The organism is Tardiphaga sp. (assembly GCF_044340795.1).
Taxonomy (GTDB): Bacteria; Pseudomonadota; Alphaproteobacteria; order Rhizobiales; family Xanthobacteraceae; genus Tardiphaga.
This window is the reverse complement of sequence record NZ_JBIISY010000159.1, coordinates 1-14,358: the sequence shown is the minus strand read 5'-3', so window position 1 is coordinate 14,358 and position 14,358 is coordinate 1. Positions and strand designations below refer to the sequence as shown.

The 14,358-nt window shown below is 62.6% G+C and carries 11 protein-coding genes and 1 pseudogene; 8 read left to right on the top strand and 4 right to left on the bottom strand.

The window, feature by feature from the left end; translation table 11 throughout:
* Positions 1 to 161 precede the first annotated feature (161 nt).
* The 5 genes and pseudogenes from ACIQ17_RS22305 (at position 162) to ACIQ17_RS22285 (ending at position 3,591) form a co-directional block, all read left to right on the top strand.
* Positions 162 to 791 (top strand): hypothetical protein, encoded by a 630-nt coding sequence (locus ACIQ17_RS22305; RefSeq protein WP_398471341.1) that lies wholly within the window; start codon positions 162 to 164, stop codon positions 789 to 791.
* Positions 788 to 1,468 carry a hypothetical protein gene (locus tag ACIQ17_RS22300; protein WP_398471340.1) on the top strand — a complete coding sequence of 227 codons (681 nt, stop codon included), beginning with the start codon at positions 788 to 790 and terminating at the stop codon, positions 1,466 to 1,468. The genes ACIQ17_RS22305 and ACIQ17_RS22300 overlap by 4 nt, the downstream gene beginning before the upstream one ends.
* Before the next feature lie 30 nt (positions 1,469 to 1,498).
* Positions 1,499 to 1,567, top strand: a pseudogene (locus ACIQ17_RS22295) (SEC-C metal-binding domain-containing protein); the annotation flags it as partial.
* A gap of 117 nt (positions 1,568 to 1,684) precedes the next feature.
* Complete coding sequence (locus ACIQ17_RS22290; RefSeq protein WP_398471343.1) at positions 1,685 to 3,094, top strand: hypothetical protein; 1,410 nt, start codon at positions 1,685 to 1,687, stop codon at positions 3,092 to 3,094.
* Positions 3,095 to 3,267: 173 nt separating this feature from the next.
* Positions 3,268 to 3,591 carry a PepSY domain-containing protein gene (locus tag ACIQ17_RS22285; RefSeq protein WP_398471339.1) on the top strand — a complete coding sequence of 108 codons (324 nt, stop codon included), beginning with the start codon at positions 3,268 to 3,270 and terminating at the stop codon, positions 3,589 to 3,591.
* A gap of 273 nt (positions 3,592 to 3,864) precedes the next feature.
* On the opposite strand, the gene ACIQ17_RS22280 is transcribed toward ACIQ17_RS22285, so the two are convergent.
* Together ACIQ17_RS22280 and ACIQ17_RS22275 are read right to left on the bottom strand one after the other, a co-directional pair.
* Positions 3,865 to 4,497, bottom strand: coding sequence for an HAD-IA family hydrolase (locus ACIQ17_RS22280; protein WP_398471337.1), 633 nt, complete (start codon positions 4,495 to 4,497; stop codon positions 3,865 to 3,867).
* 228 nt (positions 4,498 to 4,725) lie between these two features.
* Positions 4,726 to 5,637, bottom strand: coding sequence for an AraC family transcriptional regulator N-terminal domain-containing protein (locus tag ACIQ17_RS22275; protein WP_398471336.1), 912 nt, complete (start codon positions 5,635 to 5,637; stop codon positions 4,726 to 4,728).
* A gap of 293 nt (positions 5,638 to 5,930) precedes the next feature.
* Here ACIQ17_RS22275 and ACIQ17_RS22270 point away from each other — a divergent pair, with 293 nt between their 5' ends.
* The 3 genes from ACIQ17_RS22270 (at position 5,931) to ACIQ17_RS22260 (ending at position 11,145) form a co-directional block, all read left to right on the top strand.
* Positions 5,931 to 6,629: an SDR family NAD(P)-dependent oxidoreductase gene (locus ACIQ17_RS22270; protein WP_398471335.1), complete on the top strand. Its 699-nt coding sequence runs from the start codon at positions 5,931 to 5,933 to the stop codon at positions 6,627 to 6,629.
* Between the two features lie 185 nt (positions 6,630 to 6,814).
* On the top strand, positions 6,815 to 8,305 hold the full coding sequence (locus ACIQ17_RS22265) for a diguanylate cyclase (RefSeq protein WP_398471333.1): 1,491 nt from the start codon (positions 6,815 to 6,817) through the stop codon (positions 8,303 to 8,305).
* Positions 8,306 to 8,496: 191 nt separating this feature from the next.
* On the top strand, positions 8,497 to 11,145 hold the full coding sequence (locus tag ACIQ17_RS22260) for an EAL domain-containing protein (protein WP_398471331.1): 2,649 nt from the start codon (positions 8,497 to 8,499) through the stop codon (positions 11,143 to 11,145).
* A 107-nt stretch (positions 11,146 to 11,252) separates the two neighbouring features.
* On the opposite strand, the gene ACIQ17_RS22255 is transcribed toward ACIQ17_RS22260, so the two are convergent.
* The gene (locus ACIQ17_RS22255; RefSeq protein ID WP_398471330.1) at positions 11,253 to 12,305 is read right to left on the bottom strand and encodes an esterase-like activity of phytase family protein; all 1,053 of its coding nucleotides are present in this window, start codon (positions 12,303 to 12,305) and stop codon (positions 11,253 to 11,255) included.
* Positions 12,306 to 12,418: 113 nt separating this feature from the next.
* Positions 12,419 to 14,320: a cobaltochelatase subunit CobT gene (gene cobT / locus ACIQ17_RS22250; RefSeq protein ID WP_398471329.1), complete on the bottom strand. Its 1,902-nt coding sequence runs from the start codon at positions 14,318 to 14,320 to the stop codon at positions 12,419 to 12,421.
* Positions 14,321 to 14,358 lie beyond the last annotated feature (38 nt).

The following is a 14,358-nucleotide window of genomic DNA, read 5'->3' as shown; positions in this document are numbered from 1 at the left end:
AACTACCAACCCGGCCGGATCGCGAGATCCGGCCGTTTTGTTTTGGCTCCCCCCTTTAAGATGGGATTACTGGATTGACCTCAGACGAGCATAGTTGATCGACACAACTACTCGGTTATCTTACCTGGTATGGTATCGCCCTGATTCTCGCAGGCACTCGCATGCGCCCCCATGAGCTACACGCCTCCATCCAATCCATTAAAAAAATCTTTGCTGGCGCATTGTTCGATGCGCAAGAGATTCTGGTTCTGCGACGATTGCTACAGGTACAGAACGAGGCAGGCGTAAATGCATCATTGAACGAGGCCGGCGCTGGCGGAGCCGCAATAATAGTACGAAACGCTCTAATCGCACGACTTGTGCTACTCGTATCTCGCTGCTTCCCCAAATCTCGAACCGGTGATCGACATTTGCGCGAAGCGGTCGAACTACTGAAGGATGGAGACGTCAGGACGCGCTTTTCGATAGATGAAAATGCGTTGTCTACCGCGATAGATTCTTTCTCATCGTTGCTGGCTGACCATCGGCAAGAGAGAATAAAAAACTTCCGCGACAAATTCACGGCACATCTCGGCGACCCAGAGGACAAGCCGATGCCGAATTTCAAGGAGTTGTTTGACTTCTCTACGGAGCTAGCTAACTGCATCGAGGCTCTGGCACGAGCAGTGAAGCTTACGTCGGACAGCGTCTCAGAGAATGCTGACGCTGATAACCAAGCTCAATTGTTTTGGGGGCCATGGATCAAAGATCGTCCTAAGCTTGCGATTGCCGACACGGCCGAAGCGAAATGAGCGAAATATTCTCGCGAGCAAGACTAAGACAGAGCATTGCTGAGATTGAGTTTCGCTATTTCCGTGACCGCGCGCAGCGCGCGATTATCGATCGGATTGCGAAGTTTTCTCGCTTCGGAGAACTGAAGTCCGAATTCGGGTTTCGGATCGACACCTCGAACGGCTCCGATCATATTCAGATAAATTTCGGAAAGCGAAAACTTGGCGTTCTAGACCTAGAAGACAAGCCTGCCATTGAGAAGGGCGCCTCGCTCGTTTATTCGCTGGGACGAACGGGCGGGATCGTCGCGTGCGTGCTATATCCTGCGACATCTCCGCTTGGCTCTGTTGCTGAAGACCATATTTTCCTGAGAGTCGGCACGTTTAGCGGCCAGAAACTCCTTAGCCATCTAGACTCTGATCTTAAGGACCTCATCTCATATACTTTCGTATCCAGCCTTGAGACTTCTCCATCCTTGCGCGATCGACTTCGCTTTTTCTGGCTTAGGCTCACTCACCCGCAGCAAATATCTGGAAACTTCGTTCGTCCCGTCACGCCTAGCAAATTGCTCGCGTCTGGATTTCGCTTTACGGCAGCATCCTTGCTAGTCGCAATGCTCCGGCCACTTGGAGTGTTAATCTTCTCGCTTCTACTCATCTATCTAGGCCTGAACTATCTGACTCCTCACATCCATTGATATTATCGGCAAACGCGGGCGAGAGTGACGATGCCACCGTCTAGAAATTTCTTGTGCACCTGCGGCTCTGGAAGGAAGTTTAAACACTGCCACGGACGTTACCCAACACAATCGGCCACGAACAAACGCCGCCATGAGGCTTCGCAACGTCAACGGCAAGAACAGCAAGGATTGGGTAAACCAATAGTCTCCTTTCCTCTCGCCAGAGGTCGCGCGGTGGTGGTTGGCCGCCAATTAATGACAGGCCAATGGGCGACTTTCGTAGATTTCTTGCTCGACTATATCGCACAACGTCTGGGTCGCGATTGGTTTGCTATTCAGATGTCTAGTTCAACCGACGAACATCCACTGGGAGCATGGGGCCGGGAGGTCGCTGCAGACCGAGGTAGATCAGGAATATCGCAAGGCATTACTAAACGGCGCATAAACAATGGCTTCAGAAGCCTACTCTCTCTCGCCTACAGTCTATACCTAATTGAGCATCATTATGAGCAGTACGAAGTGCCGATCTTCGAAGAATTCATCGGCCGACTAAAGCGGAACAATGAATTTCTACCAACAATGTCGGAGATCAATGCAGCAGCCTTCTTCTTAAGAGCTGGCTTCAAACTCAAGTACGAGAGCAGGCGCTCCGGTGGCCACCGTGCTGAATTCATCGCGACATTCCCAGCAACTGATCGACGTTTTTCAGTCGAAGTAAAAACACGCACTGGCGCTCCAAGGGCTGAAGAAAGTCTGCGGGATCGCATCAAACTGAAAAATAAGCTATCGCAAGCTTTAAAAAAGAACCTCCCATGGTCTCGAGTAGTCTTTGTAGACCTCAACCTGCCGGACGTCGTGACGGATGCTGGCGATCGCTTCTTCGAGAACCTATTGACTGAAGTTGACGAGGCCGAGCGCACACTACGCATCCATGGTTGCCCGGCGCCCCCGGCATACCTCTTTCTCGTCAATCAACCTCATCACTACAATTTACAAGACTTCGAAGGCGCCCCCTTTATCGGCGCACTAGGTTTTCGACTTCCCAACTTTCAGCCAAGGCAGGGATCATTTCGCGATATCATTATCAGCCGCGAGGAACATCCCGAGATGACCTCACTGATTGATTCAATGAAAGCCCACCGTGACCCACCGGCCACCTTCGACGGTCAAAATCCCGAGCTAGTATTCCGTCCAACTGCAGAGCAGCGATGGCTCATTGGCGAAAGATATCTGGTTCCAAGTCCAAAGGGCGATATCGTAGCAGAACTGCAGTCTGCGATTGCGACGCCGGAGAAAATGATAATGCACGGCATATTCGCTACGAACGATAGCAACTTTATCGTTAGCTGCCCCATGACCGATTCTGAAGTCGCTGCATACGAACTGCATCCTGAAGTATTCTTCGGCGCGGTCCAGAATGTGACGAAGCGAGCCGAAAGCGTGCTCGAACTCGCTGAGTTTTTTTACGAATCCTACAGACACACCCCGAGAGAAACTCTCCTCAGCTTCATTAAAGACAGCCCGATACACGAAGCAGCCGCGAATTGGAGCCAAAGAGATCTCGCCATTTTTGTTTCTGAACAATGGGCCTTGAATGCGGAAAATAAACGCAGCACGGCCTCACCCGAGCAAGCCCCTGGATAGCGAGAGTTCTGGAACAGATAGCAAGGAACAGCCCCTTTTCACGCACCAAATCGCCCCATTTTCCCGCGGAACTCCCCGCCTGCCACCCGCGTTCGTATTCCCGGAGCGCTGCTGTGTGCGGTGCACTTCGTCGTGCAGACGAACCAGACATGAATTCAGATAGGAGACATCCGATGCAACAGACCCTGCGCAAAGCCCTGCTGCCGATGCTGGCTGTCGGCGCCCTCGCCACCGCCGTGCCGGCCATGGCCGCCGACGTCTATGTGCGCGATCGCGCGCCGCGCGCCGCCGTCGTGGCCCCGGTGCCGATGGGGCCGCTGACCGTCGAACAGGCGGTGCAGGTGGCCTATGGCATCGGCGTGGTCGAGGTGAAGAACACCCATTTCGACGGCGACGAATGGGAAATCCAGGGCCGCGATCGCTATGGCAAGTGGATCGAGGTCGATATCGACGCGCGCACCGGCGAAGTGCGCAATGTGGATCGCTCGATCATCTGAGGATGCGGCGAGAGGATGAGAGGAAGCGGCGCGCTGGAAGGCGCGCCGTTTTTGTTTGCTTGAAGTAGTTGAAGCGCCGAGGCCGGTGGACTCCCTCCCCCTTGCGGGGAGGGTCCGGCCGATAGGCCGGGGGTGGGGGTGCCCCACGTGACGTCGGAGTGTGGGGCACCCCACCCGGCTTCGCTCTACGAGCTACGCCGCGGCGCGCCCTGACCCTCCCCGCTGCGCCGCTGCGCGGCTTGAGGGAGGGGACACTGCTGCCGGAGCGTTGGGCTAAGTCAGCTTCAATCCCGTCGCGGCTTCCAGTTCGGCCAGCGCCTGCGCGGCACTGGTCACCTTGATCGTCGTCATCCCCAGCTCGCGGGCGGGCTTGAGGTTGACGCCGAGGTCGTCGAGATAGACGCAGGCCTTCGGGTCGACGCCGAGCTTCTCCGTCATCATCGTGTAGATCCGCGGATCGGGCTTTCGCAGGCCGATCTTGGCGCTTTCGATGACGTGATCGAACAGCACCATCACCTCCGCCACATAGAGCGCGCGGCCATCGGTGGAGCCCATCGCGTTCGCAGGAAGGTTGTTGGTGATGCAGCCGGTCCTGAACCTCGCCTTGATGCGGCGGAGCGCCTCCACCATTTCGGGGCGGATCTCGCCCTTGAGCAGCTTCACCACCTCACGGCCGCGCACCTCGGCGCCGAGGGCCTTGGATTCTTCGGCGAACAGCGTGTCGAAGGCGTCGATGTCGAGCTCGGCGCGCTCGAATTTCGCCCAGGCGTTTTCGTGATGGTTCAGCGCATTGGTGCGGCGGATGATGTCCTTCGGGAGATCGTGCTGCTGCTCGTAATGCGCAAAGGCCTCGAACGGCGATGAGGTGATGACGCCGCCGAAATCGAAGATCACTGCCGAGATCATGGGGTTTCCCTGGTGTTGTTGCTTGGGCGCGAGTGCCACGTATCCCTGTGTCATAGCCGGAGAGAGGCGGCGCCACAAACTCTCACGTCGTACGCGGGCTTGACCCGCGTATCCATCTTTGGCGTCCGAACTCCGGGCCAAGATGGGTTGCCGGGTCAAGCCCGGCAATGACGTGGGGAGAGAGGCGCGCATCGCTGCGACCACGGCCTTGAGTGATCGTGACGAACGTCACTCCGCCGCCCGCTGCTCCAGCACGGCCATGCCGCTGCGCGGGCCGAGGTCGCGCAGGGGGGAGGCGCCGTAGAGGCGGGCATATTCGCGGGAGAATTGCGACGGGCTCTGATAGCCCACCGCATAGCCGGCCGAGCCGACATCGAGGCGCTCCACCAGCATCAGGCGACGCGCCTCGTGCAGGCGCAGCTGCTTCTGATACTGCATCGGCGTCATCGCGGTGATGGTCTTGAAATTGTGGTGCAGCGAACTCTCGCTCATGCCGACGCTGTCGGCGAGATCCTCGATGCGGAGCTGGCGCGCGTAATTTTCCCGCAGCCAGGCGATCGCCTTGGCGACCTTGTTGCTCGGGCTCTCGGCCAGCGCGATCTGGCGCAGGCGGGCGCCATAGGGGCCGACGAGGAGGCGATACAGCACCTCCTGTTCGAGCAGCGGCGCCATCACGGCGATGTCCTGGGGGCGATCGAGCAGGCGGACCAGGCGCAGGGCGGCATCGAGCAGGTCGTCGGACGCCTTGGCCACCGCGATGCCGCGCTCGGGCACGCCGGCGGCGGGCTGGGCAAAGCCGTTGCCGAAACGGCCGAGCACGTCATGCAGCTGGCGCGGATCGATCACCATGCCCAAGCCGAGATGCGGCTCCTCCTCGCTGGCATCGACGATGCAGGAGGACACCGGCAGATCGAGCGAGACCAGCAGGTAGTCGCCGACGCCGTAATTGTGCGTCTCGCTTCCGAGCTGCAGCCGCTTGCTGCCCTGCACCACCAGACCGAACATCGGCGACTGCGCGGTGTGGGTGAGCTCGGTGGGGCAGGTCTGGCGCTTCAGATAGAGGCCGCGGATCGGGGTCTGCATATCCGCGCTGGCGTTCCGGGCAATGATGTCGCGGAATTCGGCAATCCGGTCGAGCATGGACAAACCCCTCATGGTGCTGGCCTTTTGGGCCTTGTCACAGCTAGCAACGGCACCGCGGCAGGGGAATGGCAGCGCGATCACATTTGCAGGATCGTGCATGACATCGGCAGGATCGGCCTAACGCTGCAGTGCGGTGGCCTGCGATAAGGGAGGTGCGCCAGACCGGTGATCGCCGGGTTGCCCGAGGGCCCCCGGATCGCGGTGACGCCGCCTCTTCTCTCTCACCGACATGTTTCACGCGCAAACTCTCAGAAGATTCGCGCGTGGATATCAAAGACAGGGATCATGCCATGACACGCTTGGCAGGACAGGTTGCGCTCGTCACTCATGCAGGGAGCGGCATCGGCGCCGTGGTCGCCCGCCGGCTCGCCGCCGAGGGCGCCTGCGTGGTGATCAGCCACAAGGACGACTCCGAGAACGCGACGCGCCTCGTCGCCGACATCATCTGGCGCGGCGGCTGCGCCATTGCCGTGCAGGGCGACACCGCCTTCTGGCCGGATGTGCGCCGGCTGTTCGAGGAAACCGCCGCCACCTTCGGGCGGCTGGACATCCTGGTCAACGACACCCGCGCGGCGGCGCCCTCCCCCGTCGACGACATCCGGCGCGCGGACATCAACCTGTTCGGCGCCATGCTGATGAGCCAGGAGGCGATCCGGCTGTTCGGCGAGGACGGCGGCGCGATCATCAACCTCACCTCGCTGGCCCGCTGCAACCTCGCGCCCGATGCGGCGCCGGAGACGGCCATCGATACGCTGACCCTCGGCCTCGCGCGCGCCTTCAGCAGCCGCAACATCCGCGTGCATGCCATCGCACCGGGCGCGCTCGGGCCGCATGAGCCGGAGATCGACGTGATCGCGCGCGATGCCCGCAGCCGGCAATTCGTGGCGCTGCCGCGACGCGCCACACCGGATGCGGTGGCGAAGCTCGCTGCGGATCTCGCCTGCGACAACGGGCGCGGCAGCAGCATGCGGCTGATGACCGCCAGCTGAGACGAAACGTGCGGCAGGCGGCTGCAAGGTTCCGCCTGCCCGCAATCGCGCCGGCGTCTTTCATCAGGCGTTAACCGCGGCCAGCAAATTGCCGTGGGCAAAGTCGGAGTCGTTACACACGCGTCAGATAAATACACTTCCGGGTGCTAAACCGACGGCAATTGCAACAACACCATTTTTTGCCAATGCCGATTGCGCGTGACGACTTCAAACCGACCTGGCGGTTCTCCCCGCGCTGGCTGATCGCCGCAGCGGTGACCATTCTGGTCGGTTTTTCGCTGATCTGTGCCAGCGTGCTGTTCAGCATGCGCCGCGGCGACGAGAAGCTGGCGCAGCAGACCCTCAGCAATCTCGCCTCCTCGATCGACGCCGAAATCGCGCGCAATCTCGAACTCTACGACATGTCGATGCGCAATGTCGCCGCCAACATGACGTCGCCGGAGCTGGTGGAAGTGTCGCGCCAGGTGCGGCAGATGGTGCTGTTCGACTATGCCGCCACCGCGCGCCATTTCGGCAATATCCAGGTGCTGGATGCCGGCGGCAATGTCACCCTCGACTCCGGCACGCTGGATCCGCAGCAGCAGAATTTTGCCAATGCGGAATTCTTCACCGTGCACAAGCGCGATCCGCTGTTCGGCCTCTATATCTCGAAGCCGATGCAGCATAACGGCGCCTATGGCATCGTGCTGAGCCGGCGCATCGCCGCGCGCGACGGCCTGTTCCTCGGCGTGGTCACCGGCTTCATCCATTACAGCTATTTCAACGAGATCGTCGCGCGCCTGCAGCTGGAGCCGAGCGACATGATCTCGGTGCTGCGGCAGGACGGCGTGCTGATCATGCGCGCCCCCTTCAACGCGAAGCTGGTCGGCCGCGATCTCAGCCGGCTGCCGGCGGTGCAGCGCTCACTGGCTGCGTTTTCCGGCACCTATACCAGCGAGGCCGCCAGCGACGGCGTGAAGCGCGTCTATGTCTGGCGCGACAGCTCGCATCCGCTGGTCGTGATGGTCGGCCGCTCCACCAGCGTGATCTACGGCCAGTGGCAGAAGGAAGCACTGCAGATCGCCGGCGCCATGGGTGCGCTCGGCCTGATCGCCTGCGTGCTGATGCTGGTACTCGCTCGCGAGATGAAGAAGAGCGCCGCCATGGAAGACGAGATGGCGCGGCTGGCCATGACCGACGGCCTCACCGGCCTGGCCAATCGCCGCCGCTTCGACATCGTGATCGAGAAGGAATGGCAGCGCGCCATGCGCGCGCAGCAACCGATCGCGCTGCTGATGATCGACGCCGACCACTTCAAGGCGTTCAACGACCGCTACGGCCACCAGGCCGGCGACCTCGTCCTGTGCGGCATCGCCTGGAGCATCGCCCGCCACGGCAAGCGCGCCAGCGACTGCGCCGCGCGCTATGGCGGCGAGGAATTCGCGCTGATCCTGCCCGGCCTGACGCTGGGCGACGCCATCGACCTCGGCGAGCGCATCCGGCGCGAGATCGGCGGCATCGAACGCGATGGCATGACGCCCACGACGATCAGTGTCGGCGCGGCGTGCCTAGTGCCGTCGGCCCATAACTCGATGATGGAACTCATCAACAAGGCCGACACGGCGCTGTATGCCGCCAAGTCGCTGGGCCGCAACCAGACCTATCCGGCAAGCGCCAGGAACAGCCTCGCCGCGTAAGTCGTTACCACTTTCCGGTTGCAGTTAACCCGGAATTCACCTGACTTCCTAACCTCGCTTCTACCTCTCGGGGGTATTCATGTCCTTATAAGGGTGAGGACATGGGTTTGCAGCCTGGGGGACAAGTGAGGGAAGACGGGCAAAGCGCTCCGTTCGTGCCAGGGGTACGTGGCGCGATACCACGGCGCGGCGTGGTCCGCTGGGTCGTTCTGGTCGGCGCGCTGGTCGTCATCGCCATCGTCATCGGCACAGCGATGACGGTCAACAGTTTCCGCCAGCGCGCGCTCGACAACAGCAAACGCGAACTCGAAAACACCGTCCTGCTGCTGCAGAACCATTTCGACCAGCAATTCCAGGAGCTGCAGCGCATCCAGAAGGGCCTGCGCGCGCAGCTGCTCACCGACGGCATCATGACGCCGGAGAGCTTCACCAATGCGCTGTCCGGTTTCGAAGCACATCTGATGCTGAAGTCGAAGCTCGACGACGAATTCGCCGGCGAGCTGACGGTGATCGATGCCAATGGGCAATTGATCAACTGGTCCGGCTCATGGCCGGCGCCGGAGGCCAGCATGGCCGACCGCGAATATTTCCAGCTCATCAAGGAGCAGACCTTCCGCGACGAGGAGATCGTGCGGCCGGTGTTCAGCAAACTCACCGGCCGATGGAAAACGGTGTTCGCGCGCCGGATCAACGGGCCGAAGGGCGAATTCTTCGGCGTGATCACCCGCGGCATCGAACCCGCGCATATGGAGAAGTTCTTCGCCTCGGTCTCGCTCGGTGACAATGCCACCGTCGCCATGTTCCACCGCAACGGTGCGCTGCTGGCGCGCTATCCCACCGACGAAGGCGCCGTCGGCCGCGTGTTCAGCGGCAGCCCCCTGCTCGAACATCTGCGCCACAGCAACGAACCAACCACCATTCGCACCGTCAGCCCGATCGACAACGTCGATCGGCTGGGCTCGGTACGGCTGCTGAGGGATTTTCCCATCGCGCTGATCGCGACGGCATCCATCAATGGCGTCCTCGCCGACTGGCGCAACCAGACCAAGTTCCTGATCATTCTCGCCGCCGGATCGACCCTGTTCGTGACGGGCTTCCTGTTCGTCATCATCCGGCACATCCGCCGGCAGAGCGCGAGCGCGCAGCGTGAACTGACGCTGGAGAAGAACCGGCTGGGCACGGCCATCAACAACATGACCCAGGGTCTGCTGCTGTTCGACGCCGATGCGCGCGTCGTCGTCTGCAACCAGCGCTATCTCGACATGTACGGCCTGTCAGCGGATGTCATCGTGCCCGGCCTGCCGTTTCGCGGCGTGATCGCGCATCGCAAGGAGACCGGCTCCTTCGTCGGCGACATCGATGCCTATGTGGACGCCGTGATGCGCGATGTCGGCCGCTCGAACACGCAGTTCATGCAGACCTCGGACGGCCGCTCGATCCAGATCTCGTCGCAGCCGGTGGCCGATGGCGGTTGGGTGGCGACCCATGAGGACATTACCGAGCGTCGCGAGGCCGAGGAGCGCATCGCGCATCTCGCCCATTACGACGCGCTGACCGACCTGCCGAACCGCACCCTGTTCCGCAACGAGCTGGAACGCGAGCTGAAGCGCGTCGCCCGCGGCACCCAATGCGCCGTGCTCTATATCGACATCGACGAGTTCAAGAGCATCAATGACTCGCTCGGCCATCCCGTGGGCGACGAGCTGCTGAAGGAGATCGCCCGCCGGCTGCGGCTCTGCGTGCGCGGCTCCGACGTGGTGGCGCGGCTCGGCGGCGACGAATTCGCCATCGTGCAGACCAATGTCGGCGCGCATTCCGACATCACCGACCTGGTCGGGCGCATCTATGCGGCGATCCGCGAGCCCCATGAATGTCTCGGCCATCGCCTGCTCACCGATGCCTCCATCGGCATCGCCATGGCGCCGCGCGACGGCACCGATCTCGACGAACTGCTGAAGAATGCCGACCTCGCCATGTATGGCGCCAAGGCCGAGGGGCGCCGCACCTTCCGCTTCTTCGAGCCGCAGATGGACGCCAAGGCCAAGGCGCGGCGGATGCTGGAGCTCGACCTGCGCCAGGCCGTGACCGATGGCGGCTTCGCGGCCGGCGGCTTCGCGGTGCATTACCAGCCGCTGCTGGACCTGCGCAGCGACAGCGTGGTGGGCTGCGAGGCGCTGCTGCGCTGGCAGCATCCCGAGCGCGGCATGATCTCGCCGGCCGATTTCATTCCGGTGGCCGAGGAGATCGGCGTCATCAACCAGCTCGGCGAATGGGTGCTGGCCACTGCCTGCCAGGAAGCCACCAACTGGCCGGACGATGTGCGCATCGCCATCAATGTCTCGCCGGCGCAATTCCGCGGCGCATCGCTGCCGCTGAAAGTCGCGGCGGCACTCGCCGCATCCGGGCTGCCGGCGCAGCGGCTGGAGCTGGAAATCACCGAAGCGGTGCTGATCCGCGACGACGAGACCGCGCTCGGCATCATGCAGGACCTGCGCGAACTCGGCGTCCGCATCGCGCTGGACGATTTCGGCACCGGCTATTCCAGCCTCAGCTACCTGCAGCGCTTCCCGTTCGACAAGATCAAGATCGACCGGAGCTTCGTCACCGACATCGCCGACGCGCATGGCTCGTCGTCGATCGTGCAGGCGGTGGTGAATATCGCAGCCTCGCGTAAGATGACGACGACGGCCGAAGGCGTGGAAACGCAGCCGCAGAAGGAACTGCTGCGCGCGCTCGGCTGCACGGAAATGCAGGGCTACCTGTTCAGCAAGCCGAAGCCGGCGGCGGAAGTGCGGGAGCTGCTGGGACGGAGCGGCCCGCGCGCGGGCGCGGCGGCGTAGCGCGTTTCATTTTGGTTCGGAGCGCGGGGCCACTTCTCCCTTCCCCCTTGCGGGGAAGGGCCGGGGATGGGGGTGCCACAAGCGCGATCGACGTGACCGGCCTCCACTCACTCCACCAACACGAACTGCATCAGCAGCGTTCGCTGCAGCATCGAGAAATTGTTGTCGGAGACCAGCGTGATCACCGTGTCGCCGCTCTCGGTGACATGGGTATCGATGCCCTCGAAATTGTCGATCTCATAGCCGAGATCCGCCTCGAAGATCGTCGGGCCATCGACCACCGCATTGGGCACCACCTGCGCCAGCGGGATGCGGCGGATGCGGATGCCGGTGTCGCCGAACAGCGAGAACTTCCGCTCCAGCAGCAACAGATCGCCCGACGGCAGCAGCCCGGCATCGCTGATGTCGTATTTCAGCGTGCGGCGGATGCCGAAGGTGGCCGGCGGCTTGCCGCCGATGATCCAGCACTGGATGTTGCCCGCACTGTCCAGACCACGCTCGGAGATCGCCAGCAGCATGCCGGCCAGTGGCGAGGATTTGAACTTCTCCTTCGACACCAGAACCAGTGATTCCAGGCTCTTGTTGTCGGGCAGCCGGCGCATGCCGACCGGCTGCGCAACCGGCTCGCCGCGCGCCAGCACGCCATCGCGGCCGAAGTCGAATTTCACGATCTGATGCACGCGCTCGAAGCCGACATAGGCGATGCCGTCTTCCAGCGCGAGGGATTCTGAATCGTACCAGCCGCGCGCTTCCAGCGGCTTGCCGTCAGCGCCGAGAATGGGCGCGGCTTCGGCATCGACGATGCCGGTCATGATGGCGCCGCCATAGGCGATCCGGCCGGTGAACCACATGCCCTTGTCGCTCAGCGCGACAAAACGCTCGCCCTTGTCATCGAGCCTGAGCGCCGAGACGCCGCCAAAATCGCGAGACTGCGAAGAGAGGATGAGGCCGCTGCGATATTGCAGCGAGCCGAACCGCGTCTGCTGGGGATCGCGGGTATTGAAGGCCGGCACCGGGCGCGCATCGATGGTGATCTTCTCGGCCGCCCTGGCGGACGACGGCGCGGGAACGGGGACGGATTGGGCACGCGCAATCGCAGGCAACACCGCAGTGGCAGCGAGCGAGGCGAGAATGGAGCGGCGGGTGAGATCGGCTGACAAGAGACAGACCCGTAGGATGGGTTGAGCGAAGCGATACCCATCAGAACATGCGGAGCGTATGGTGATGGGTATCGCCACCGGGCGCGACGCGCCCGATGGCTCAACCCATCCTACTAATGCACCTTACGCCGTCTGCCATGGCTTGGCGCGGGACCATTCGTCTCGCTGAACAGCTCGGCCAGCTTCTCGGTGATGGCGCCGCCGAGTTCTTCGGCATCCACGATGGTCACGGCGCGGCGATAATAGCGCGTGACGTCGTGGCCGATGCCGATGGCGATCAGCTCCACCGGGGAGCGGGTCTCGATCTCCTCGATGATGTGGCGGAGATGGCGCTCCAGATAGTTGCCGGGGTTTACCGACAGCGTGCTGTCATCCACCGGCGCGCCGTCGGAGATCATCATCAGGATCTTGCGCTGTTCGGGGCGGCCGAGCAGGCGCTTATGCGCCCAGTCGAGTGCCTCGCCGTCGATATTCTCCTTCAGAAGTCCTTCGCGCATCATCAGGCCCAAGTTCTTGCGCGCACGACGCCAGGGGGCATCGGCCGACTTGTAGATGATGTGGCGGAGATCGTTGAGGCGGCCGGGATTGGCCGGCTTGCCGGCCGCCAGCCACGCCTCGCGCGACTGCCCGCCCTTCCACGCCCGCGTGGTGAAGCCGAGAATTTCGACCTTGACGCCGCAGCGCTCCAGCGTGCGCGCGAGAATATCGGCGCAGGTGGCAGCCACGGTGATCGGGCGGCCGCGCATCGAGCCGGAATTGTCGAGCAGCAGCGTGACGACCGTATCGCGGAACGTGGCTTCCTTCTCGTGCATAAAGGACAGCGGCGAGAACGGATCGGTGACCACGCGCGACAGGCGCGCGGGATCGAGGATGCCTTCCTCGAGATCGAAATCCCAGGCGCGGTTCTGCTGCGCCATGAGTTTACGCTGCAGCCGGTTGGCGAGGCGCGCGACGACGCCCTGCAGATGCGCGAGCTGCTTGTCGAGATAGGCGCGCAGGCGCTCCAGCTCGTCGTGATCGCAGAGGTCTTCCGCCGCGATGACTTCGTCATATTTCGGCGCGAAGGCGTGATATTCGGGGCCGAGGCGTTCGTTCTGGCCGCGCGAATTCGGGCGCGTGGCTTCGCCGGGCGTCTCGTCGTCGCCCATCTCGCCGTCTTCGTCGAACGTATCGGACGCCGAGGCCTGCGCGCTTTCCATGGCGCTGTCGGTCATCTCCTCCGACGACTGCTGCGCCTGGTCCGCGCTCATCTCCTGCGCAGCGTCACTCTCAGGCGAGCCTTCGGCGCCGTCCTGATTGTTCTCGCCCTGGCGCTCGTCATCGGAGCTTTCCTCGTCATCGGGCTGGGCGTCGCGATCCTCGCCGAGATCGAGATCGGACAGCAGGCTGTGAACGGCATCGCCGAACTTGGCCTGGTTCTCGGTGATGTCCGACAGCTGGTCGAGGCGCGGGCCGATCTTCTCTTCGAGGATCGGGCGCCAGAGATCGACGACCTTCTTCGCTGCCGCCGGCGGCGCGAGGCCGGTGAGCCGCTCGCGCACCAGCATGGCCAGCGCATCGGCCAGCGGCGCATCGGCGCGGTCGGTGATCTCGTCGAACTTGCCGCGGTGGAAATGGTCTTCCAGCATGGCGCCGAGATTCTTGGCGACGCCGGCCATGCGGCGCGAACCGATCGCCTCGACGCGCGCCTGCTCAACGGCTTCGAACACCGAGCGTGCCTGCGGATTGCCCGGCATCAGCTTGCGATGCACTTTCGGATCGTGACAGGCGAGCTTCAGCGCGATGGAATCAGCATGGCCGCGCACGATGGCGGCGTCGCGCTTGCTGAGCTTGCGGGCCGGCTCCGGCAGGCGCGCCTTGCCGGGCGCGAGGCCGGGCTTCTCGGCGGCGTAAGTCACTTCCAGCTCCGGCGTCTTGGCGAGCGCGCGAAGGGCGGAAGCGACCGAGCGCTTGAACGGCTCGGTCGGCGCTTCCTTGGCACCGGTACGGAATTGTTTGGAAGGAGTCGTGCTCATCGCGCTCTCACTCTTTACCCTCCCCCTTGCGGGGAGGG